This window comes from Aeromonas sp. 602658, from assembly GCF_049173005.1.
Lineage (GTDB): Bacteria > Pseudomonadota > Gammaproteobacteria > Enterobacterales > Aeromonadaceae > Aeromonas > Aeromonas veronii_A.
In genome coordinates this window covers 19074-42419 of record NZ_JAAKRF010000005.1, presented here as the reverse complement: position 1 = coordinate 42419, position 23346 = coordinate 19074, and the positions used below count along the sequence as shown (strand labels likewise).

Annotated in this window: 23 protein-coding genes; 20 read left to right on the top strand and 3 right to left on the bottom strand. The window is 56.7% G+C overall.

Annotated elements, in window-relative coordinates; genetic code table 11:
• Genes G5253_RS06600 through tppA form a run of 3 tightly spaced genes read left to right on the top strand, consistent with a single transcriptional unit; the run spans position 1 to position 4251 of the window.
• Positions 1-477: a pilus assembly PilX family protein gene (locus G5253_RS06600; RefSeq protein WP_123173790.1), complete on the top strand. Its 477-nt coding sequence runs from the start codon at positions 1-3 to the stop codon at positions 475-477.
• Between the two features lie 10 nt (positions 478-487).
• Positions 488-3841 carry a pilus assembly protein gene (locus G5253_RS06595; RefSeq protein ID WP_421202920.1) on the top strand — a complete coding sequence of 1118 codons (3354 nt, stop codon included), beginning with the start codon at positions 488-490 and terminating at the stop codon, positions 3839-3841.
• Between the two features lie 8 nt (positions 3842-3849).
• Positions 3850-4251 carry a type IVa pilus pseudopilin TppA gene (gene tppA, locus G5253_RS06590; RefSeq protein WP_100654567.1) on the top strand — a complete coding sequence of 134 codons (402 nt, stop codon included), beginning with the start codon at positions 3850-3852 and terminating at the stop codon, positions 4249-4251.
• Positions 4252-4254: 3 nt separating this feature from the next.
• Here tppA and G5253_RS06585 read toward each other — a convergent pair whose 3' ends face one another.
• Positions 4255-4644: a type IV pilin protein gene (locus G5253_RS06585; RefSeq protein ID WP_100654566.1), complete on the bottom strand. Its 390-nt coding sequence runs from the start codon at positions 4642-4644 to the stop codon at positions 4255-4257.
• A 95-nt stretch (positions 4645-4739) separates the two neighbouring features.
• Here G5253_RS06585 and G5253_RS06580 point away from each other — a divergent pair, with 95 nt between their 5' ends.
• The 8 genes from G5253_RS06580 (at position 4740) to luxS (ending at position 12352) form a co-directional block, all read left to right on the top strand.
• Positions 4740-5291: a GspH/FimT family pseudopilin gene (locus G5253_RS06580; protein ID WP_216952860.1), complete on the top strand. Its 552-nt coding sequence runs from the start codon at positions 4740-4742 to the stop codon at positions 5289-5291.
• Positions 5292-5311: 20 nt separating this feature from the next.
• On the top strand, positions 5312-5899 hold the full coding sequence (locus tag G5253_RS06575) for a PilW family protein (protein ID WP_216954532.1): 588 nt from the start codon (positions 5312-5314) through the stop codon (positions 5897-5899).
• 4 nt (positions 5900-5903) lie between these two features.
• Entirely contained in the window at positions 5904-7010 is a 1107-nt protein-coding gene (locus G5253_RS06570; protein WP_216952861.1) for a PilX N-terminal domain-containing pilus assembly protein, read from the top strand.
• Between the two features lie 8 nt (positions 7011-7018).
• On the top strand, positions 7019-9127 hold the full coding sequence (locus tag G5253_RS06565; RefSeq protein ID WP_266134752.1) for a type IV pilus modification PilV family protein: 2109 nt from the start codon (positions 7019-7021) through the stop codon (positions 9125-9127).
• A 73-nt stretch (positions 9128-9200) separates the two neighbouring features.
• Entirely contained in the window at positions 9201-10823 is a 1623-nt protein-coding gene (locus G5253_RS06560) for an NAD+ synthase (protein ID WP_421202917.1), read from the top strand.
• Between the two features lie 9 nt (positions 10824-10832).
• A complete protein-coding gene (gene glnB, locus G5253_RS06555; RefSeq protein ID WP_025325723.1) occupies positions 10833-11171 on the top strand; it encodes a nitrogen regulatory protein P-II in 339 nt (112 codons plus the stop codon).
• Between the two features lie 50 nt (positions 11172-11221).
• The gene (locus G5253_RS06550) at positions 11222-11824 is read left to right on the top strand and encodes a transglycosylase SLT domain-containing protein (RefSeq protein WP_203132093.1); all 603 of its coding nucleotides are present in this window, start codon (positions 11222-11224) and stop codon (positions 11822-11824) included.
• An 18-nt stretch (positions 11825-11842) separates the two neighbouring features.
• Positions 11843-12352 (top strand): S-ribosylhomocysteine lyase, encoded by a 510-nt coding sequence (gene luxS / locus G5253_RS06545; RefSeq protein ID WP_033135492.1) that lies wholly within the window; start codon positions 11843-11845, stop codon positions 12350-12352.
• Between the two features lie 325 nt (positions 12353-12677).
• Here the strand turns inward: luxS and G5253_RS06540 are convergent, their stop codons facing one another.
• Positions 12678-13304 carry a type II secretion system protein gene (locus G5253_RS06540; RefSeq protein WP_421202914.1) on the bottom strand — a complete coding sequence of 209 codons (627 nt, stop codon included), beginning with the start codon at positions 13302-13304 and terminating at the stop codon, positions 12678-12680.
• A gap of 41 nt (positions 13305-13345) precedes the next feature.
• Here G5253_RS06540 and G5253_RS06535 point away from each other — a divergent pair, with 41 nt between their 5' ends.
• From G5253_RS06535 to deoD, 7 genes are all read left to right on the top strand, one after another.
• Entirely contained in the window at positions 13346-14119 is a 774-nt protein-coding gene (locus G5253_RS06535) for a TatD family hydrolase (protein WP_421202912.1), read from the top strand.
• Positions 14120-14340: 221 nt separating this feature from the next.
• A complete protein-coding gene (locus tag G5253_RS06530) occupies positions 14341-15615 on the top strand; it encodes a NupC/NupG family nucleoside CNT transporter (protein ID WP_005340466.1) in 1275 nt (424 codons plus the stop codon).
• A 125-nt stretch (positions 15616-15740) separates the two neighbouring features.
• The gene (locus tag G5253_RS06525; RefSeq protein WP_005340467.1) at positions 15741-15911 is read left to right on the top strand and encodes a XapX domain-containing protein; all 171 of its coding nucleotides are present in this window, start codon (positions 15741-15743) and stop codon (positions 15909-15911) included.
• Between the two features lie 424 nt (positions 15912-16335).
• Positions 16336-17109, top strand: a complete 774-nt coding sequence (gene deoC, locus G5253_RS06520) for a deoxyribose-phosphate aldolase (RefSeq protein ID WP_005340468.1) — start codon at positions 16336-16338, stop codon at positions 17107-17109.
• Positions 17110-17218: 109 nt separating this feature from the next.
• Complete coding sequence (gene deoA / locus G5253_RS06515; protein ID WP_005358033.1) at positions 17219-18550, top strand: thymidine phosphorylase; 1332 nt, start codon at positions 17219-17221, stop codon at positions 18548-18550.
• Positions 18551-18564: 14 nt separating this feature from the next.
• Positions 18565-19773 carry a phosphopentomutase gene (locus tag G5253_RS06510; protein ID WP_021230981.1) on the top strand — a complete coding sequence of 403 codons (1209 nt, stop codon included), beginning with the start codon at positions 18565-18567 and terminating at the stop codon, positions 19771-19773.
• 76 nt (positions 19774-19849) lie between these two features.
• Positions 19850-20566 carry a purine-nucleoside phosphorylase gene (deoD, locus tag G5253_RS06505; RefSeq protein ID WP_040096807.1) on the top strand — a complete coding sequence of 239 codons (717 nt, stop codon included), beginning with the start codon at positions 19850-19852 and terminating at the stop codon, positions 20564-20566.
• A 60-nt stretch (positions 20567-20626) separates the two neighbouring features.
• Here the strand turns inward: deoD and G5253_RS06500 are convergent, their stop codons facing one another.
• Positions 20627-21262: an AhpA/YtjB family protein gene (locus G5253_RS06500; protein ID WP_421202909.1), complete on the bottom strand. Its 636-nt coding sequence runs from the start codon at positions 21260-21262 to the stop codon at positions 20627-20629.
• Positions 21263-21381: 119 nt separating this feature from the next.
• Between G5253_RS06500 and serB the strand changes: the two genes are divergently transcribed.
• Positions 21382-22392 (top strand): phosphoserine phosphatase SerB, encoded by a 1011-nt coding sequence (gene serB / locus G5253_RS06495; RefSeq protein WP_216952868.1) that lies wholly within the window; start codon positions 21382-21384, stop codon positions 22390-22392.
• Positions 22393-22420: 28 nt separating this feature from the next.
• Positions 22421-23326 (top strand): alpha/beta fold hydrolase, encoded by a 906-nt coding sequence (locus G5253_RS06490; protein WP_421202907.1) that lies wholly within the window; start codon positions 22421-22423, stop codon positions 23324-23326.
• Positions 23327-23346: the final 20 nt, after the last annotated feature.

Sequence of the window (23346 nt, the reverse complement as noted above, 5' to 3'; positions counted from 1 at the left end):
ATGATGGATCGACAGCAGGGGATGGCGCTGGTGATCAGCCTGATTTTTCTGGTCATGGTGAGCCTGCTGGGTATGGCCAGTATGCGTGGGGCGCAGTTGCAAGAGAAGATGGCGGGTAACCAGAAAGAGGCGCTGCAGGCATTGCAGGCGGCAGAAGCGGGCCTGCGCGCTGCCGAGCGCTATATCGAGGCTGGCAACTCGGGTCCCTATGACAACAGCGCGGGCCTGTATGAATTTATCGACACCGCGGTGGATCCTGCCTCCCCTTCGACCGCTTGGCGTACCTATACCAACAGTGGTCTGGCGGGGCGCGCTCCCGAATACTTTATCGAACGGTTGCCCTATACCCAGGGGGGGAGCGAGGATCTGGCAGTCGATGAGCCCATCAGTGAGCGTCGTCTATATCGTATTACTGCAAGGGGATTTGGTCTCTCTGACGAGAGCCGGGTGCTGTTGCAATCGACCTATAGTCGCTAGGAGGCGGTGTATGGGCAAACTTGGTTTTGGCCTTTCGGTGATGCTCTGCTGTGCTTCGGCACAGGCGGCGCTCGATATTGCCCAGGTTCCCCTCTATCTCGGCACCCGGGCCGATCCCAATATCATGTTTACCCTAGATGATTCGGGTTCGATGCATTTCGAGATCATGCCCGAGTCCTTGATCGAGAACGATGCGCGTTATGTCTACCCACGTGCTAACAAGGTCTATGGTAGCGATGATTACGATAATCGTACCGTGACCTTTGCTGCGGGCAGTAATCGTAATGCCTACACCCGTTCCAGCCATAACAACAAGCTTTATTACAATCCGCAGTTGACCTATCGCCCTTGGGTCAAGGCGGATGGCACCTTGATGAGTAATGCCAAAATTACCTGCGCCCCGCACAATCCATTGAAGAATCCCGATAGGTCGTGCCGTGATTTGACCAATGAAGGTACGGAGTACGCAAATGCCGATAACGCTACTTTCTATAAAAAATTTAATGATGATGAAGTAAATAAAACGGAAGAGTTCTGGCCTGCCGTCTATTTCGACTACAAAGGTAGCGGTGATGTCAAGAAGGTGAGTAGCTATAACAGGGTGGAGATAAGTAAAAGCACGTCAAGTTACCTTGGGCGGCCCAATCGCAGCGACTGCAAGAGCGCGCCTGCCTGTAGCTATGACGAGGAGATCCAGAACTTTGCCAACTGGTATACCTATTACCGTTCGCGGATCCTGGCAGCACGAGCTGGCATTGGGCGTGCCTTTGCCAGTCAGGGGCAATCGCTGCGAGTCGGTTTTGCCACCATCAACGCCAGCGGTAGTGTGATCCGTGATGTAGCCGCTTTTTCGGGTACTAATCGCAGTGACTTTTTCAAAGATCTCTATAGCCGAGATATTCCAGCTGCCGGTACTCCACTGCGGACCAGCCTCCAGCATGTGGGAAACTACTTTTCCAAGACGGGTGGCGATGGCCCCTGGGCCGTCAGTGCCGGTAGCACGCTTCCTCATCTTACCTGTCGCCAGAGTTATAACATCCTGATGACCGATGGTTACTGGAGTGAGGGACGAGCTTATGATCCTGACCCTGCGGTCGGTGACCAAGACAATGATGGAACCGCTGATACCTTGGCTGATGTGGCTTACCATTACTGGAAAACGGATCTGCGTCCCGATCTCGCAAACAAGGTTCCGACCAGCACGGAGGATCCCGCTAATTGGCAGCATCTGGTCAACTTCACGGTCGGATTGGGGGTCAACGGCACCTTGAACCCTGCCAGCGGGAAGCCTGTGAGTTGGCCCAGCCCCTACGGCTCCGATGCAAAGAAAATTGATGATCTGTGGCATGCGGCCGTCAACAGCAAAGGGAATTTCTTCAGCGCGGCAGATCCCGATACCTTTGCCGCAGCTCTGAGCAGTACCCTTGCCCAGATCGCAGCGCGCAACAGCTCCGCCAGCTCGGTAACCGCCAACGCAACCCGGCTGGACAGCAATACCCACATCTACCAGGCCCGCTACAACAGCGGCGACTGGTCGGGGCAACTGGTCTCGATCCCGCTTAACAGCGATGGCACCCTTGGGGAGATCGCCTGGGATGCCGCTACCTTGATCCCCGAGCCTTCGGCACGCAATATCTTCACCCGGCAAGATGGTGTCGGCATCCCCTTCCATTGGGATACGCTGAATGTGACCAACCGGGCTCTATTCAATGTCGCTGGTGACAACCAGGGAGAAAGCCGGGTCGCCTATCTGCGCGGTGAGCGCAGTGGCGAGCAGCGCAATGGCGGTGCGTTTCGCAATCGCAGTGATCTGCTCGGCGACATCATCAATTCTGATCCCGTCTACGTGGGCAAGCGTGATTACGGTTACAGCAGTGCAACCGGTCTGACCCAGACCGAGCGGGAGGGTTACCAGGCTTTTCTAGGCTCGACGGCGATTACCCGGCGCCCACCCATGCTCTATGTCGGTGCCAATGACGGTATGCTGCACGGATTTCGAGTCGCCGACGGTGTCGAGCGACTGGCCTATATCCCGTCCAGCCTGCTGGGCGAGCTGAATCAGTTGACCAGACCGAATTACAGCCATCGCTACTATGTGGATGGGACGCCCAAGGTGGGCGATGCCTATCTGGGCAGTCGCTGGAAGAGCATCTTGCTGGGATCCACCGGTGCCGGTGGCAAGGCGGTATTTGCCATAGATGTGACGGCCCCGGATAACTTCACCGCCGACAAGATGCTGTGGGAGTTCACCGATAGCGAAATGGGGGTTGCACTGGCGGCACCCACTCTGGTGCGGGTCAAAGCCGACAACAAATGGGTTGCTCTTGTTGCGAATGGTTACAACAGCACCAGTCAGACTGCGAGGCTGTTTGTGCTGGATCTGGCGACTGGCGCCATCATCAAAGAGATCGATACCGAGGTAGGGTCTTCCAGCGAGCCCAACGGTCTATCTTCCCCCTTGCCGGTAGATCAAGACGGGGACAGGGTTGTCGACTATGTCTATGCCGGTGACCTGCACGGCAATTTGTGGAAATTCGATCTGACTGACAAAAACAGTGCCCAGTGGGGAAGTGCTTTGAAAACGGGCAACAAGCCCAAGCCGCTGTTCCAGGCCTGTAATGGCAGCTGCAGTGCCGGTACGCGTCAGCCGATCACCATGCGTCCTTTGGCTATTCGGCACCCTAAAGGGGGGGTTATGGTGATGATGGGGACTGGCAGTTATTTTACCAATGATGACAAACTGGTCCCCGCCACGCCGAGGCTGGAAGCGGTGTACGGTATCTGGGATACGGGGGCTACCGTACTCAGTAGCCAGCTGTTGCAGCAGAGCATCACCCATGAGTTTGTGGCCAACGGCACCACTATCAAGTTCAACGTGAGGGTTGTCTCCAACCGGAATATCAATTACACCAGCCAAAAGGGTTGGTATCTGCTATTGAAATCGCCAAGCTTGAGCAGGGGGGTCGGTGAGCGGGCCGTCTCAGAGATGCTCTATCGACATAAGCGACTGATCTTCAATACCTTGATCCCGTCGGCGGATGCCTGTGACTTTGGTGGCCGCTCCTGGCTGATGGAGCTGGATCCCATCTCGGGGGCCAGACTCACCTACTCGGTGTTTGACGTTAACGGCGACGGGGCTGTCAACGATGATGATTACGTCGCGATCGAGGATGAAGCCGGCAATGACATCAAGGTGCCGGTAAGCGGCAAGCAATTTGATGAGCTCACCACGACGCCAAGCGTAGTGGAAGATGCCGAGATGGAGCGCAAATATATCAGCGGCTCCAGCGGAAATATCTCGGTCACGCTGGAAGAGGGGGCAGGCGATCTGGGTGGCCGCCAGTCCTGGTTGCAACTGGAGTAGAGGTTGGCATGGAACGTGGTTTTACCCTGATTGAGTTGATGATAGTGGTCGCAGTGGTCGCCATTCTGGCCGCGATCGCGTATCCCAGTTACAACAACTACATGGCGGCTGCCAAGCGGGCCGAAGCCAAGGCAGTGTTGCTGGAAGCGGCGCAATATCTGGAGCGGGAGTTTACTGCCAATGGCAATTACGACGCCGGTAACCTAGCCTCTGCCGGCTTGGCGACCCTGCCGAGGGATGGGGGGGCTGCGTATTACAATGTAGCGCTCAATGCCAGTGGGGCCCGTTATACCCTGACCGCCATTCCGACCGGTGTGATGAATGGCGATCCCTGTGGATTGTTGACTCTCGATCAGAGCGGACTGCAGGGGGTATCACGAGCCACCATGACAGCCACCGAATGCTGGTAGCGTTCAGTTCCAGCACTCGGCAGGCGTCTTGATGTCGGCCTTGTTGATAGTCAGGGTATCACAGGCCGTATTGCCGGCCTTGTCGCCGACCTGGGCCCCCTTGCTGGTGGCCACCAGTGTGTAGGCGGTGGCGCTGGCGCCAGAAATGCTAAAGGTGTAGTAATCGCTGGTTGGGTTGCCCACACTGGCTATCGCACTGCTGTAACTGGCATTGGAGATGCGAAATTCTTCTTGTTTGAGCTGCATGGTCAGCAAGCCCTTGATGGCATCGGCTCGACGAGATTTACGCAGACCGTCAGTAAAGCTCGGGTAGGCGACAGCGGCAATGATGGCAACGATGGCAACGACCACCATCAATTCCAGCAGGGTGATTCCGGATTGTTTGATTCTCATGGGCGCGGCAGGGTTCGTTAAACAGATAGATACTATAGGATAGTACTGACATCATACTCTACTGGCATGTGCGAAAAGAAAGGAGTCTTTAGCCAATGGAATTCGCAGAGGGGCGCTCAGCCGGTTTTACCATGATTGAATTGATGATCGCCATGGCTCTGGTCGCCCTGCTGCTAACCGTAGCCATCCCCAGTTATCAGTCATTGCGCCAGGAGCAGATAGTCAAGGCGGCTACCCAAGCCGTTTACACGGATATCATGCTGCTCAAGTCTGAGGCTATCAAACGTAATAAACCGATAATCTTCAAGATATTCAATGCGGGGCAGGCCAATTGGTGCTATCGCATCGCTCTTGATTCGGCATGTAATAGCTGCTCGGATTCATGTTCTGCTATTGAAGGTCGCAAGGGCGTTGATGCCAGCGAGTTTAACGGCATTACTCTGACGACAAACTATGAATTATCCGGTTCTGAAAATGCTCTTGAAATCAATAACCGTAGAGGCTCATTCAAAGATCTTCACGGCAGTGGCGGTTTGGGCAATGGTTCTATTTGTCTGAAGAACGGGACCTCTGAGCACAGGGTTATTATTGCCACAAATGGGCGAGTGAGAACCGAGCCAGTCACGGGGAGCTCTCCATGCGATTAGGTCTGGCACGAGGCTTTAACATCGTCGAGTTAATGGTGGCCATGGTCGCAGGTCTGTTTTTGGTTGCAGCCGTAACATCCTTGTTCGCCACTATTCTCAAGGCCAATCAAACATCGATGCAGGTAAGTCGTCTAAATCAGGAGTTGCAAAGTATCACGGACATGATTGCCCGTGATGTACAGCGAACTGGTTACGATCAGGGAGCTACTGTGTTTCTCAATGCTGCATCAGGCTCCAGATCCCCCTTCTATTTTGATACTGGCAGCGACCTGATGAATGAGACGATCACTGGTTCCAAGATTTATCGCTGTATCCGGCTGAAATACGATGATGATAACAATGGAACCCTCGGTGCCAATGAGATCTTTATTTACAGCTACGACAGTACCGACAAAGGGGTGCAGCTCGGTACCAGTTGCAGCACGGGGAATTTACTCAGTACCGATGACACCATTGAGGTGACTGACCTCACTTTTTCGCTGCTTGGAAGCAGTGCGTCGGCTGGCGCGAGAACGGTGCGCTTGGCCATATCGGGTCAGTTAAAGGCAAATAGTGCACTTAAACTCACCTTGCAGCGTGATATCAAGCTGCGTAACGACGGGTATTGATGCCATGAAACGTTATCTTGGCTTTACCACATTCACTATTACGCTGCTGCTTATTGTGATCCTGCTTGGCATCTCTTTGCTGGTGGGCAAGCTGATGGTTGCTGACCGTCGTGTCAGTCTTAATGAAGTACAGTACCGGCAGGCGTTGGCACTGGCCGAGCTGGGTCTCTCGGATGGGGTCGGACGGCTTGCGCAGGATGCAGCTTGGCGCACCCCCAGTAGCGGTATATCTATCACTGTTTCGGCTGGCAATTATACCCTGTGGGCTCTGGATGAACCGACCGTGATTGTCGGTGGGGCGAACGTAGTTCCGGTTAAAGTGCGCACTATGGCAACCCTGGTGGACAGTACCGCCAATGCAGAGGTTGAGGTGAAGGCCATCAAGATAAGCGTGTTGGCCGGCACTCCCGCAGCTCCCCTGACAGTTGCCGGTGGTATGGCAGTATCCGGCAACTTCACTGTGGTGGCCAACCCTAACGGTGGGGGGCCAGGGGTTCCGTTATCTGTCTGGACGAATGGCAATGTGGATTTGACCAATGGTTCTGGTCAGACTTGCCACCAGGGAGACTACAGCGGCGGGTGCAGTACCTACATTAGCCAGAAGGGTGATAAGCAGTCGGACATCAAAGATAATGATACGGCATTCCCCACAGACCTGGTCTGGTATCTGTTTAACGAGAATGATGACGCTACGGGGTGGGCCAATCTGGAGTCACGAGCAGTACAACGGTTGAATAATTGCGACTCGCTCTCGACCGCCTCAAGCGGCCTTATTATCGTCGATGGAGACTGCAAACCGGGTGGGTCTATCGGCTCGGTTGCTGCGCCCGTGGTACTCATCGTTCGCAATGGCAATCTGATGGTCAATGGGAGCGCTACCCTCTATGGGCTGGTGTTTGCCTATTCATCCACGCCTGCTACGGCGACTACTGATATCAGCTTGAAGGGGGGGGCTATCGTCAACGGTGCCGTGGTGGCCAACTATCAACTGGGCAAAACGGCTAACGGTACCTTTGATGCCAAGTATGATCAGGCGGTGTTGAGCAATATCGAAAATGGGGCTGCGTTTCAGAGCATCAATCTGGTGCCTGGTAGCTGGCGCGACTGGTAGGAGCATGTATGAAACCGCACAAGGGATTTGGGCTGTTAGAGATTTTGATCACTCTGGTTCTGCTGGGAGTGGGGGTCGCAGGATTGGTGGCTATGTCTCGTTCGTTGCTCAATACCTCCCAGGATAGCCGCCGTTATGAGGTAGCCATGCGTCTGGCGGAGTCAAAACTGGATGCGTTTCGTACCTTCAATGGAGTGGTAAGCGCGGTTTCACCGCTTACTGCTTATAACAGTATCGCGGCAGGTTCCAGTTCGGCAACACCTCCTGATGGCGGTGGGACTTATGCCCTTAGTTGGAGCGTCAGTAATCAGTACTGGAATGGCTCTGGCTGGCAGACGGCTATCCCGGCGGGTTATTTGCATGCCTATCCTGGCCGAAAGGTGGTCAATGTCACTGTCAGTTGGAGCGACAGCGTCGGGCAGTCCCATTCCTTGTTGCTTTCCGGTGCGGTATCGCCTGTTGAGTCATTAACCCAGAATCAGTTTAACGGGGGGTTGGATACCAGTCGTGAACCGCCCCATGTGGTTTATACCCCCGGGGTCGCGCCCGATGTCATTTCCATCCAGATTGACCAGGAAGGGCGCAAGCAAGAGACCAGCAAGCCATTGCCCACCGTGACCTCCAAGGATGGTTCTGTTGGCAAACTGGTGCAATTCGAGACTGTTACCTATAAGCCAGACAATGGTGGCAATACTCAACAGGTGCTGCAGGATCTGGCATCGGTCTCCTGTTCCTGCAGTTATGGCTCGAGTGTCAATGCCTACCTGCCCGGTAAGGCCATTTTGACCAGCAGCAACCTGTTGTACTGGAATGTGGGCTCCCAGGTTACCAAGCAGACCGGGGTACTCAACAGCAGTGTCAGAGATCAACCGAGTCTCTGCACCAGTTGCTGCAAGGATCATTTCGATGGCAGCGGCAGCAGTTTCGAACAGTTTTACGCTCCACTCAATACCAGTCGACTGCGTTACAACAGTGGCCTCTCATCGGTCAATAGTGGCGATTATGTGGATGCCTGCCGCTTTGTCAGACTTGATGGTTACTATCGCCCGCTGCCTGACTGGAACCTGATCAAAGTTGTCGTGACCAGCGCTGATTTTCTTGCCAAGCCCGCAAACCAGACCAGCTATCAGAACTACATCAAGTACGTAGTTACTACCTACATCACCTGGCAGAAAAACACCCTCAACTGGACCGCAAACCCTACGGCCACGCCGCCGACGATCACCGAATTTGCGGATTGGTTGCCTGCCAATGCTGCGACAGGGGGAGATACCAGCACCAAGATCACCATGAATACGGGGACCGCCCAGTTGATTGCTAGAGGTATCTACGTGGATCTGCTCTCGCCGGACAGTCTCTCGAAGCTCGATCTGACCTCTCAGGATCTGTTGGCCAAGGTTCCGTTTCAGGATATCAATCTGACCATGCTGGCGGAGTGGAGCTTGGTGCCATTGAGTGGCCAGTTGACTGGCAGTGCCTCTGACTATGTCGGTGTGACCAACGAGCCTGTCAAGACAGTCGTTGATCTTGGCAGCTATTATTTTGGTAGCTACAGCCGTGGTTATTTGTCCGCCAAGAAGAGCACCAAGGATGCATCCAACGTGTTGCAAAGTGCATCGATCAAGGTGACGGCCTACCAAGGTAACTCGGGGATCACAGCTTCACTTATCTCACCGGTAGATCGAAGTGAGGCCAAGGTCGCCACCATGCCTATCTCGATCGATACCAGCTCCCAGACTGTGCCAACTCTCACGGTATCGGGACGGATCGAGTGTCTTGAGCAGGGGAATGGCAACAATACTGCGCCAGTATCTTGCAGCAAAAATACCTTCGGTGGCTTGAATGTCAGTACCACAACTACGGGGGCTACTTGCCGTATTGATAAACCCCAGGCTAACAACCAGCCGGCTACCTATGTCTGTACGGCAGCGCAAAATAGTAGCTTGGTGGTGAACTTCTCCTACAGTGCACAGGGAAATAAAACTTACTTGTTGAAACCAGCTTCCCTCAGCATCGCCATGACGCCACCCGCCAACGGTCAGGTGATTAGTGGTCCTTGTGCCCTGCTGGTGGATAATGGTGTAACCAATGCGGCCAATCTAAGTTGTACCCCTTGAATCCGGGGCGCTGGCACAGCCAGCGCCTTTTCTTTATCATTCCCCATCATTTTCGAATACAAGATGCATCGCCATGGCAAAAGCCCTCTCTCTGATGCTTGCCCAGTTGAATCTGACGGTAGGCGCCATCGAAGATAACACTGACAAAGTGCTCGCTGCGGCGGCTCAGGCCGAGCAGCAAGGTGCCGATCTGCTGGTCTGCTCCGAGCTGGCCCTGACCGGTTATCCACCGGAAGATCTGCTGCTGCGCGCCGATCTGATGATGCGGGTCGATGCCGCGCTGGCTCGCATTGCCGAATGGCAGGGCAACTGCGCCATTTTGGTCGGGCATCCCTGGCGTGAAGGTGAGGCTCTTTATAACGCAGCCTCCCTCTATGAGCGAGGCAAGTTGATTGCCCGTTACTTCAAGCAGGACCTGCCCAACTACGGGGTATTCGACGAGAAGCGCTACTTCACCGCCGCGGCCGAGACTTGTGTGGTTCCCTTCCGTGGTCACAATCTGGGTCTACTCATCTGCGAAGACCTGTGGCAGCCTGGCCCGGCGCTGGCCGCCAAGGCTGCGGGGGCCGAGCTGCTGCTCACCATCAACGCCTCGCCCTATGATCAGGAAAAACCCTGGATCCGCCGCGAGCTGATGGCCGAGCGCTGCGATCAGACCGGTCTGCCGCTGGTCTACCTCAATCAGGTCTGCGGTCAGGACGAGCTGATTTTCGACGGCTGCTCCAAGGTGTTCAGCAGCCAGGGCGAGTTGACTCACAAGCTGGCCCCGTTTGCCGAAGAGCTGGCGCTGGTACGTTTTGCCGATGGCCAGCCAGTGAAGGCGCGGGAACCCGCTGCACCGCTGGAGCCGTTGGCCGAGACCTATAAGGCGTTGGTGCTGGCAGTGCGCGACTACGTTACCAAAAACGGCTTCCACGGCGCTGTGCTGGGCCTCTCCGGCGGCATCGACTCGGCGCTGACGCTGGCCATTGCAGCCGATGCCATCGGTGCCGACAAGGTGCAGGCGGTGATGATGCCGTTCCGCTACACCGCCCAGATGAGCGTGGAGGATGCCAAGGAGCAGGCCGAGCGGATGGGGGTCGAGTTCAACATCATCTCCATCGAGCCGATGTTCGAAGGGTTTATGACCCAGCTGGCGCCGCTGTTTGAAGGTACCGCTCGCGATACAACCGAAGAGAACCTGCAGGCGCGCTGCCGTGGTGTGCTGCTGATGGCGCTCTCCAACAAGCGTCGCCGTATCGTGCTGACCACCGGCAACAAGAGCGAGATGGCTGTCGGCTATGCGACTCTTTATGGCGACATGGCCGGTGGCTTCGATGTGCTGAAAGATGTGCCCAAGACGCTGGTCTTCAAGCTGTGCGAATATCGCAACTCGGTCGACTACGTGATCCCGCAGCGGGTTATTGACCGCCCGCCTTCGGCAGAATTGGCGCCGGATCAGGTGGATCAGGACAGTCTGCCGCCGTACGACATCCTGGATGCCATCCTCAAGCGCTACGTGGAAGAGGATGCTTCCGTGGCCGATATGGTAGCGGAGGGTTTCGAAGAGGCGGTGGTACGCAAGGTGATCCGGCTGGTGGATCTCAACGAATACAAGCGCCGTCAGGCGGCGGTTGGGCCCCGCATCACGGCCCGCAACTTTGGTAAGGATCGCCGTTACCCCATTACTTCCGGGTTTGGCAAACAGAACTGGTAAGGAGACACCATGAAGAAGATTGAAGCCATCATCAAACCGTTCAAGCTGGACGATGTGCGCGAGGCCTTGGCCGAGATCGGCATCAACGGCATGACCGTCTCCGAAGTCAAAGGCTTCGGTCGCCAGAAGGGGCACACCGAGCTCTATCGCGGTGCCGAGTATATGGTCGACTTCCTGCCGAAAGTGAAGGTGGAGCTGGTAGTGCAGGACGAGGAGCTCGATGCCTGTCTGGAAGCGATCCAGAACACCGCCCGCACCGGCAAGATTGGTGACGGCAAGATCTTCGTTTGCGAGGTGGAGCGCGTCATTCGTATCCGTACCGGCGAAGAGAACGAAGACGCTATCTGATGTCGTTTTTGCCTCGTTATGTTCAGGAGAGCAAAACAAGTTCTGCTCTGATGTCCCGAAAGCGCATCGCGGCGGTGGCCGGCCTGCTGGCAGTACTCACTGCGTGCAGTACCCGCCCGCCAGCCCAGCCGGAAAACTTGTGCCAGATCTTTCGCGAGAAGCCGGAATGGCACAAGGCTGCGCTCAAGATGAACGAGAAGTGGGGGACGCCGATCCATGTGGTGATGGCCATGATGTATCAGGAGTCCTCCTTCGTACACGATGCCCAGCCGCCGATGGAGTATTTCCTCTTTATTCCAACCGGGCGGGCGAGCTCGGCTTATGGTTACGCTCAGGTGAAAGACGAGACCTGGGCCGATTACCAGCGAGAGACCGGCAATAGCTGGAGCGATCGCGATGACTTTGCCGACGCCATCGATTTTATGGGCTGGTACACTAACAAGGCCCAGCGGCTCAATGGCACCTCCAAGTGGGATGCCTATGGCCAGTATCTCAACTATCACGAAGGGTGGGGTGGCTATCGGCGTGGCAGCTATCGCAGCAAGGGGTGGTTGATGAAAACCTCGCGCAAGGTGGAAGCTCGCGCCCAGCGCTACGGCGCCCAGTATCGACAATGCAAGGATCAGCTCTCCCGTGGGGGCTGGTTCTGGTAACCCAATCAGGAGTCAGAAATGCCGTTATTGGACAGTTTTACCGTTGACCACACCCGTATGGAAGCGCCAGCGGTGCGTGTGGCCAAGACCATGCAGACCCCGAACAAGGACACCATTACCGTGTTCGACCTGCGTTTCTGCGTGCCGAACCAGGAGATCCTCTCCGAGCGCGGTATCCATACCCTTGAGCACCTGTTTGCTGGTTTCATGCGTGATCATCTGAACGGCAATGGCGTGGAGATCATCGACATCTCCCCCATGGGTTGCCGTACCGGCTTCTACATGAGCCTGATCGGTGCGCCGGACGAGGCCCGTGTCGGTGCCGCCTGGCAAGCAGCCATGAGCGATGTGCTGACCGTGCAGGAGCAGGGCAAGATCCCCGAGCTGAACGAGTATCAGTGCGGTACCTACAGCATGCACTCGCTGGAAGAAGCGCACGCCATCGCCCGTCATGTTCTGGAGCGTGGCATCGGTGTTAACCACAACGACGAGCTGGCACTGCCGGAAGAGAAACTGAAGAGCCTGTGAGGCGGATGTGCTGTCGCTCATCTGGTGACCTCTTCGGGGAATGTTAAAAGAGCCGGTCAGCCATGCTGACCGGCTCTTTTTTATTCCGCCCGATCGCGGTTATGGGGATGACTTGCTCCCCTTGCCGACTCTGAGTAGGATGGTTTTTGACCTGAACCTGTTGGCGGAGGTGTGACTATGAAGGGGATATTGCTGCGTTGGCTGGCCCGTTACGACGCGTGGTGCGAGGAGTGGGGCCTCACCCAGGAGAACCGGCGCTGCTGTACGCCGGTTCGTTATGATGATGATTCAAGCAAAGAGCGAGCTTGCACAGAAGAGGCTGAGCTCAATCAAAATTGCGGGTCACGGCACCGGTAACGCTGTTGTACTCGAAGCCGAGGCCATTCGGGTGATCTTGGAAACGGCCGATAGAATCACGCAGAATATAGCTGCAATTGTTGTGAGTTTGGCCATGCTCGTCGGTTGTATAACTGTCGCTAACAGTCGATAGGTAGTCGGCTTTGTCTTGCAACGTTTGGCTTTTATTGCTGGCTTCAACCGTGTATTCAGTTTCGAGTAGCTCCTCGAAGACAAGCTTGCAGTCATCATTGCCGGAAATTGAAATATAGTCAGATGGCAATTTGCTCAGGTCATACGTCTCGTTTATACCTTTTCCTCTGGCTTCTTCGGAGCCTACTGGCCAGCCATAGAGATTGATGTCCATATTCTTGGCACCAAAACTTCCCAGATTATATAGAGCGAGTGCTTGTCCTTGTGTGGCTACTGCCCAGCCAGCATGAGCCAGCTGAACTGCGCTGGCAAAGCTGCCTGCGGTCGCCGAGACCGTGCTTTTCAGGGCATCATCCTTGATATTGATAAAGCGGGGCAGGGCGGTGACGGCCAGGATCCCCAGCACTATGATCACCAGCACCAGTTCAATCAGGGTAAAGCCGTTGTTTCTGTTGTTCATCATGTTCAATGACCCATTAAATACCGCAAACAGGTGTGAGTGATATGCAGCTGATAGATACCCATTGCCATCTCGACTTTCCGGTGTTTGACCAGGACAGGGAGGCACTGCTGGCCCGTTGTCGGGCATTGGGGGTGACGGAGTATATCATTCCTGCCATCGCAGAAGATAACTGGACTCGTGTGATGGCACTGGCAGAGCAACATGACGGCCTCTTTTATGGTCTGGGCGTTCATCCCTGGTATGCCGGTGAGCAGCGGGAGGGGGTGATGGAGCGGTTGCGAATGCTGGTGATAAGCCAGCCTGCCGGGCTGGTGGCCATTGGCGAGTGCGGGCTGGACCTCCGTTCACACGTGCCTCAGGAGGGGCAGCTTGCGCTGTTTGAGGCTCAGATCCGGCTGGCTGCCGATGTCGGGCTTCCCCTGATGATCCACTCGGTGCGTGCCAATGACACTGTGGCCAAGCTGTTGCGCCGCTTCAAGCCGCCACGTGGCGGGGTGATCCATGCTTTCAGCGGTTCGTTGCAGCAGGCGGAGGCCTTCTGGCAACTGGGCTTTCGACTCGGGGTGGGCGGGGTAATCAGTTTTGAACGGGCGAACAAGACGCGAGAGGTATTTCGGGCCATGCCGCTCGAGGCCCTGGTGCTGGAAACCGATTCGCCCGATATGCCCTTACAAGGTGAGCAAGGCACCCGGAATACCCCGGAAGCGCTGCCGAAACTAGCGGAAATATTGATGACCTTGCGGGAGGAATCATCGGCAGATGTTGCCAAGGTGTTATTTGAAACTGCCCGACATATTTTCCATCACGACCAATAGCCATGAAACAAATTCGCAACACCTGATTTAGTTGTCAGGAAAAAAATGAGCGTAAAAATCGTTTGCTGTCTAATTTTGTGACACTTGGACATTTTGATAACGATAAAATGTGACCAGCATTCTATTTTATCGGACTTTAATTAGTATAATGCGCTCCCCTTGATTAGTTGGGTTTAATAACAACTCACTAACAAGCCAGGTGCTACTAGAGGAAGATAATAATGAATTTGTTCATGGGTCTGGTAGGGATGGCGACGCTCGTCCTTATCGCGGTGCTGTTCTCCAGCAATCGCAAGGCAATCAACGTCCGTACCGTTGTCGGTGCGTTCGCAATTCAAGCCGGTCTGGGAGCGTTTGTTCTCTATGTTCCGGTTGGTCGCGATATCCTGGTCGGCGTGTCCGACGCGGTATCCAGCGTGATCAGCTACGGCCAGAACGGGATCGACTTCCTGTTTGGCGGTCTGGTCAGCAACAAGATGTTTGAAGTGTTCGGTGGCGGCGGCTTTGTCTTTGCCTTCCGTGTTCTGCCGGTCATCATCTTCTTCTCTTCCCTGATTGCAGTGCTCTACTACCTGGGCATCATGCAGATGGTCATCAAGTTGCTGGGCGGCGGTCTGCAGAAAGTACTGGGTACTTCCCGCACCGAATCCCTCTCTGCAACTGCCAACATCTTCGTAGGTCAGACCGAAGCGCCGCTGGTGGTTCGTCCCTACATCGCCAAGATGACTGACTCCGAGCTGTTCGCCGTCATGTGTGGTGGTCTGGCTTCCGTTGCCGGTTCCGTACTGGCCGGTTACGCCTCCATGGGCGTGAAGATGGAGTACCTGATTGCTGCCTCCTTCATGGCTGCACCGGGTGGTCTTCTGTTCGCCAAGCTGCTGGTTCCCGAGACCGAGACCCCGAACTACGACGAAAGCTCTGCCGATGCCGAGCTGGATGACAAGCCTGCCAACGTCATTGACGCTGCTGCTGCTGGCGCCTCTGCCGGTATGCAACTGGCCCTGAACGTCGGCGCCATGCTGCTGGCCTTCATCGGTCTGATTGCCATGATCAACGGCATCTTCTCCGGTGTGGGTGGCTGGTTCGGTTATCCGCAACTCTCTCTGGAACTGCTGCTGGGCTGGATCTTCTCCCCGCTGGCCTTCCTGATCGGTGTGCCCTGGAATGAAGCAGTGGTTGCCGGTTCCTTCATCGGTCAGAAGCTGGTAGTGAACGAGTTCGTGGCTTACCTGAACTTCGCTCCGTACCTGAAAGACGAAGTGCTGATCAACGGTGTGGCCATGTCCGATCACACCAAGGCGATCATCTCCTTCGCGCTGTGTGGTTTTGCCAACCTCTCCTCTGTTGCCATCCTGCTGGGTGGTCTGGGGTCCATGGCGCCGAACCGCCGCGGCACCATTGCACGCTTTGGCCTGAAAGCCGTATTGGCTGGCTCTCTGTCCAACCTGATGTCTGCCACTATCGCAGGCTTCTTCCTGGCACTGTCCGGCATGTAATCGCCGCCTGACTGACAGGGTATAAACACGAACGCCACGGCATCTGCCGTGGCGTTCGCGTATGGAGCGGTGACAACCGTTTTCCTATCTAAACTAATAATAAAATGAGTCAAATCGGAGGTTATATGAATGAAGTGCTACTGGCGATGGTGGCCGGCTTTATAGTTGGTTTGTTGTTTTCTTTCCTCAAATTGCCGATCCCTGCGCCTCCCGTTTTGTCCGGGGTAATGGGGATCGTCGGGGTCTATTTGGGGGGATTGGCCTACTCCTGGATCCTGACTCGTTTCTTTTCATAAGGCTTTTTTAGACCTGGATTTGCCAGATGTGAGGTACCTCTGAAATTGGCAAATCCGGCTTGCAAACAGGGGGTATCTCGGCTGAAATAGGCGTTGCCAGCAGGGTGCTGGCAATGACTAATACTCGATGAAATCGGGTGTTGGCGGTCAAATGGAATTGATTGGGAAGTCGGGTCAGATGTTGTCGGCCTTTCTCAAGTCTTCATGGAACCAAGTCCGCACTTTTGTAAGAAAGTGACAGGGCTCTTGCCTTATTTACAGTCGCAGTGCCTGCAGGGTGTTTTGAATAGCATCCCGATAGTGCCGGTGCCTTCGCACTGTAATTCCATTCCCGTATAGCTGGGGATTACTGCCTGTGCATCCATCGCTGGATGGTATGGTGGTGCCCGGTTATCTGGATTAAATCGAGACTTTGGAGAACAGAATGACTGATCTGAAAGTGGCCGCTCAGCGCGCTCTGAACCTGATGGACCTGACCACCCTGAACGATGACGACACCGATCAGAAGGTGATCGACCTGTGCCATAAGGCCAAGTCACCGGCTGGCCTGACCGCCGCCGTCTGCATCTACCCCCGTTTTATCCCTATCGCTCGCAAGACCCTGCGTGAGATCGGCGCTGCCGACGTACGCATTGCGACCGTGACCAACTTCCCGCACGGCAACGACGACATCGAGATCGCCGTGGCCGAGACCCGTGCCGCGGTCGCCTACGGTGCCGACGAAGTGGACGTAGTGTTCCCGTACCGCGCCTTCATGGCTGGTAATGAACAGATCGGTTTTGATCTGGTCAAAGCCTGTAAAGAGGCCTGCGGTGCCAACGTGCTGCTGAAAGTGATCATCGAAACCGGCGAGCTGAAAGAAGAGGCGCTGATCCGTCGCGCTTCCGAAATCTGTATCGATGCCGGTGCCGACTTCATCAAGACCTCCACCGGCAAGGTGCCGGTCAATGCGACCCCAGAAGCGGCACGCATCATGATGGAAGTGATCAAGGCCAAGAATCCGAAAGTCGGCTTCAAGCCTGCCGGTGGCGTGAAAGATGCCGCCGTTGCCGGTCAGTATCTGGCCATGGCCGAAGAGATCCTCGGCAACGACTGGGTATCTGCCCGTACCTTCCGCTTTGGTGCATCCAGCCTGCTGGCCAGTCTGCTGGCCACTCTGGGGCATGGCGACAAGCCGGCCAACACCAGCGGTTACTAATAGGTTGATGAGAGGGCGGACTGCTGTCCGCCCTGTTAGCCCCCACCATGCGGTGTGCGGGCAAGGATTCAGGCTTGTGTAACGCCAGCAATGGCGGAGGGAATGAAAGATGTTTTTGCCTCAAGAAATTATTCGCAAGAAGCGCAACGGTGAAGCGCTCAGTACCCAAGAAATTCAATTCTTCGTCCAGGGCATTACCAATAACACCATCGGCGAGGGGCAGATCGCTGCACTGGCGATGGCGGTCTACTTCAAAGACATGACCATGGATGAGCGGGTCGCCCTGACCTGCGCCATGCGCGACTCCGGCATGGTGCTAACCTGGGATCACCTCAATCTGGGTGGCCCGATTGTCGACAAACACTCCACCGGCGGTGTGGGTGATGTGGTCTCTCTGATGCTTGGCCCGATGGTCGCTGCCTGTGGCGGTTTCGTGCCGATGATCTCCGGTCGTGGTCTGGGCCATACCGGCGGTACCCTCGACAAGCTGGATGCCATTCCCGGCTACCAGACCTCGGTCGACAACGACCGTTTCCTGAAAGTGGTGAAAGAGGCGGGTGTCGCCATCATCGGCCAGACCGGCGATCTGGCCCCCGCTGACAAGCGTATCTATGCAGTACGTGACATTACTGCAACCGTCGAATCCATCGCCATGATCACCGGCTCCATCCTCTCCAAGAAGCTCGCCTCCGGGCTCGAAGCGCTGGTGATGGATGTGAAAGTGGGCTCCGGCGCCTTTATGCCAACCTTCGAAGCCTCCGAAGAGCTGGCCAAGAGCATTGTGGCCGTGGCCAACGGTGCCGGTTGCCGCACCTCTGCGCTCTTGACCGATATGAACCAGGTGCTGGCCTCCAGCGCCGGTAACGCGGTGGAAGTACGTGAAGCGGTGCGTTACCTGACAGGTGAATACCGCAACCCGCGGATCCACGAAGTGACCATGGCGCTGTGCGCCGAGATGCTGATCTCCGCCGGTCTTGCCAGCGACGAGCGCGATGCCCGCACCAAGCTGCAGGCGGTGCTGGATAACGGCAAGGCAGCCGAGATCTTCGGTCGCATGGTGACTGGTCTCGGTGGCCCGGCCGATTTTATGGAGCGTTATGACGCTTACCTGCCCAAGGCTGCCATCGTGCGCCCGGTCTTCGCGGCCAACAGCGGTTTCGTGACCGCCATGGATACACGCGAGCTGGGTCTGGCCGTGGTGGCGATGGGCGGTGGTCGCCGCGCTGCCGGTGACAAACTTGATTATGCGGTCGGTCTGACCGACTTTATCCGCCTGGGTCAAAGTGTTGATGCTGACAAGCCGATCGCGATGATCCACGCTCAGACTGAAGAGCAATATGCTCAGGCTGCCAGCATGGTGCAGGCGGCTGTCCGGATTGGTGGCGAGCGGCCGGAAGCACTGCCTGAAGTGTACCGCCGTATCACCCTGGCCGATTTGTAACAAGGGGAAGACCCATGAAACGTACCTTTATTCTGATGATGGACTCTTTCGGTATTGGCGCTGCTGCCGATGCCGACAAGTTCGGAGATGTGGGCGCCAACACCCTTGGCCATATCGCCAAGGCGTGTGCGGCAGGTGAAATTGAAGGCCGTGGTGCCCTCAATCTACCCAACCTCAACAAGCTGGGTCTGGGCCACGCTTGCGAGCAGGCTTCCGGCTACTTCCCGGAAGGGCTGAAGAAAGATATCGAGGTGGTCGGTGCCTACGGCTTTGCGCAGGAGCTCTCCTCCGGCAAGGACACCCCGTCCGGTCACTGGGAGATCGCCGGTGTGCCCGTGCTGTTCGAGTGGGGCTACTTCAAGGATCACCACAACAGCTTCCCGCAGGAGCTGCTGGACGCCATCGTCGAGAAGGCTGGTCTGCCGGGCTATCTCGGTAACTGCCACGCTTCCGGTACCCAGGTGCTGGACGATCTGGGCGAAGAGCACATGAAGACCGGCAAGCCGATCCTCTACACCTCTGCCGACTCCGTATTCCAGATTGCCTGCCACGAAGAGACCTACGGCCTCGAGAAGCTCTATGAGCTGTGCCACATCGTGCGCGAGCTGCTGGAGCCCTACAACATCGGCCGCGTGATTGCGCGTCCGTTCGTGGGTACTGGCAAGGGCAACTTCAAGCGCACCGGCAACCGTCACGACTACTCAGTGCTGCCGCCGGCGCCGACCGTGCTGGATTACATGAAAGATGCGGGCGGTCAGGTGGTCTCCATCGGCAAGATTGCCGACATCTATGCCCAACAGGGCATCACCAAGCAGGTGAAAGGGACCGGTCTGACCGAGTTGTGGGATCGCACGCTGGAAGAGGTGAAAGCGGCCGGTGACAACACCATCGTCTTCACCAACTTTGTGGACTTCGACTCCTCCTACGGCCACCGCCGTGATGTTGCCGGTTATGCCGGTGCGCTGGAGTATTTCGATTCCCGCCTGCCGGAGCTGTTTGAGCTGCTGCAAGATGGCGACGTGGTGGTGCTGACTGCCGACCACGGCTGCGACCCGACCTGGGGTGGTACCGACCACACCCGCGAATACATTCCTGTGCTGTTCTTCGGCAAGCCGGTCAAGGCCGGCTCCGTTGGTCGTCGCGAGACCTTTGCCGATATCGGCCAGAGCATCGCTGCTTACCACGGTCTGCCGAAACTGGCGTACGGTACCAGCTTCCTGTAATTTACCCGCCCGCCACTTCGGCGGCGGGCAATTTATAAAACAATAAAACTCAACCTAGTGTGAAGGAATCAAGAGAATGGCAACTCCTCATATCAATGCGAAAGATGGCGCCTTTGCTGATACCGTGCTGATGCCGGGCGATCCCCTGCGCGCCAAGTACATCGCTGAAACTTTCCTGGAGAACGTCGAGCAAATCTGCGACGTGCGCAACATGTTCGGCTTTACTGGTACCTACAAGGGCCGTCGTATCTCTGTAATGGGCCACGGTATGGGTATCCCCTCCTGCTCCATCTACGCAAAAGAGCTGATCACCGATTACGGTGTGAAGACCCTGATCCGTGTGGGCTCCTGTGGCGCCGTGCGTGAAGACGTGAAACTGCGTGACGTGGTGATCGGTATGGGTGCCTGCACCGATTCCAAAGTAAACCGTCTGCGCTTCAAGGATCACGATTTCGCTGCCATCGCCGACTTCGACCTGGTTGCCAATGCCGTGCAGGCCGCCAAGAACAAGGGCGTTGCCGTGCGCGTCGGTAACATCTTCTCCGCCGACCTGTTCTACACCCCGGACCCCTCCATGTTCGACGTCATGGAAAAATACGGCATCCTGGGTGTCGAGATGGAAGCCGCCGGTATCTACGGCGTGGCCGCAGAGTACGGTGCCAAGGCGCTGACCATCTGCACCGTCTCCGACCATATCCGTACCGGTGAGCAGACCACCTCTGAAGAGCGTCAGCTGACCTTCAACGATATGATCGAAATCGCGCTGGATTCCGTCCTGTTGGGCGACAACTAATCCCGCAGCCTCTGGAACCATGCAAAAACGGCGACCTCTGGTCGCCGTTTCTTTATCCGTTTACTGCGCCGCATCATTGTTGGTTGGCGGCGGGGAGGGTGGAGGACTTCGTTTTTTGTGCTTGCGCACTCGCATATAGTTGCGACGAATGCCATAGGAGATAAGCAGACCTGCCAGCAGCGCAATCAGCAATATCAGCCGCTGTTTCTCCTGAATCGTTTTGAGTCTGGTGTCCTTGTCCGCCAGCATCTGCTGCTCTTCCAGGGTGATGCGCAGGTAGCCCAGTGTCTGATCGCCATCCAGGACCTCATGTACGAACTGGATCCGCCCCTTGCCTTGTTCCGGCAGCGATTTGTTATTGTCACCGATGGGTAGCAGGCTCTCCAGCGGTACGGCCTGTTCCGACTGGGCGAGGGGAATGCCGCGTCCATCATAGAGTGTGACATCGAGGATCTCCGGCTCGGTCGCCAGATCCCGGGCCAGCCGTTCCAGCTCACTGCTGTTCTCCTCCTTGAGCCAGCGCTTCATGTCGCGGGCAGCATAGGCGACCAGTGCCTGGGCGCGGTTGCGTGCTTCGGTGTGCAGCGCAGCCTGGCTCTCTCCCTGCATATGAAGGAGAACAACCAGTACCCAGCAGCCGAGCAGCAGGCCGGCTACCAGACTGAGCACACGTTTGATGGGAAGATGACGCTGCAAGCGCGAGACCTCATGCTGACAAGGAGTGCCGGATCTTGGCGCTTGCCTGCGCAAAAAGCAATACGCTACTCTGGGTCAGCATTGTTAACCCCCTGATCACCAAGGAAGGCGTATCTCTTATGTTGTTGTCCCGGCTCCCCCCTCTGTTATCCGATTGGCCTGCGTTGTTATCCGGCTCACCCTGTTGGCAGCTCAACGCCGATGCGTTGCAACCGACAGAGACCCCGCAGGCGGGCGGCTGGTTGGTACTGTTTGGCAAGGGGCTGGGCGCCTCCCATCTGACGCATCTGTCACCACTGTTGGCTGCGCAGGGGCTGGTGGCCACCCTCTATCCTCCCACCGAGGTGACGGAGGTGCCGCTGCTGCTGCTTGGCTGCGATCGCTTCTCTTCCGAGTTGGTGGCCGAGCTCAAGAGCGGTGAGTGGGAGATCGATCTCTGCCACCTGCCGGCACTACCCACCCTGAGCGAACCCGGCCTGTTGGTGATGGACATGGATTCCACCGCGATCCGTATCGAGTGCATCGACGAGATCGCGCGGCTGGCGGGGGTCGGCGATCAGGTGGCGGCGGTAACAGCTGCTGCCATGCAGGGCAAACTGGAGTTCTCCGACAGTCTGCGTAACCGGGTGGCCCTGCTGGCTGGAGCGCCGGTCACCATTCTCGACGAGGTGGCCGCCAACATGCCGTGGATGCCCGGCTTGCAACTGATGGTCGATACCCTCAAAGAGGCTGGCTGGAAGGTGGCCATCGCCTCCGGCGGTTTTACCCGTTTTGCCGGCGAGTTGCAGCAGGCGCTGGGGCTCGATGCCATCTTCGCCAACGAGCTGGCGGTGGAAGGGGGTCAGCTGACTGGCAAGGTGAGCGGGCGCATCGTTGATGCCAGCGTCAAGGCCGAGGTGTTACAGCAGCTTGCTCAGGAGTACGGCATTGCTGCCGCCCAGACCGTGGCCATCGGCGATGGTGCCAACGATCTCAAGATGATGGGCGTGGCAGGTCTTGGGATTGCTATTCATGCCAAGCCGCTGGTGCGGGCGCAGGCTGCGGCCACCCTCAATCATCACGATCTGGAGGGGGTGATCTGCCTGCTGGCGGCGCGGGCCTGCAGCGAACAACGCTGGGACAAGCGCTGACTGTGTTTCAAGGAGGAAACCAATAAAAATGGAATTGTTGCAGCAGTCTCTGTTTATCCCCTGTGGCGCCCATCAACTGCATGTTCGCCACATCAAACCCCGGGTCGCCGTGCATGGCGAGCCGATCCTGATGGTGCACGGCGCCATCGAGAACGGCCGCATCTTTTACACCGAATCGGGCAAGGGGCTGGCCTGTTTTTTGGCCCGCCACGGCTATCAGGTCTATGTGGCTGATTTGCGGGGACGGGGGCTCAGCACTCCGGCCATCGCCGAGCAGGCGGAGCACGGCCAGCACGAGCTAATCACCGAGGACTTGCCCGCCCTGCATCGCTGGATTGCCGAGCACCATCATGGCTTCAAGGTGCACTGGGTGGCCCACTCCTGGGGTGGCGTCATCATGGCCTCGACCCTGGTGCGCTTTCCCGAGCTGGCGGAGCAGGTGGCCAGTCTGCTGTTTTTTGGTACCAAACGGGGCGTGTCGGTGCACAATCCCGAGCGCTGGCTGAAGGTGGATCTGATCTGGAATCGGCTGGCCCCCTGGCTGGCTCGCCGCCGCGGTTTTCTGGCTGCTCGCACTCTGAAGATAGGTGCTGACGACGAGCCGCTGCGCTATCTGCAGGAGACCATCCCCTGGGTCAAGTGTGGCCCCTGGCGGGATCCTCACGACGGTTTTGCCTATGACGAGGGGGCGGCACGGGTCAACTGGCCGCCACTCTGGATGATCTCGGCCAAGGCCGACAAGGTATTGGGCCATCCGACCGATGTGCGCCGTTTCAGCGACGAGATAGGCTCGGCTGCTCGTCACACCCGCCTGGGGCGTGATAATGGCAACCGGCTTGACTATGACCACATCAATATGCTGACCGCCCCGCAGGCGCAGGAGGATCACTTTCCCCGGATCCTGGAATGGCTGCTCAATCCGCAGGCAGCATGACAAAAAACAGGGCACATAGT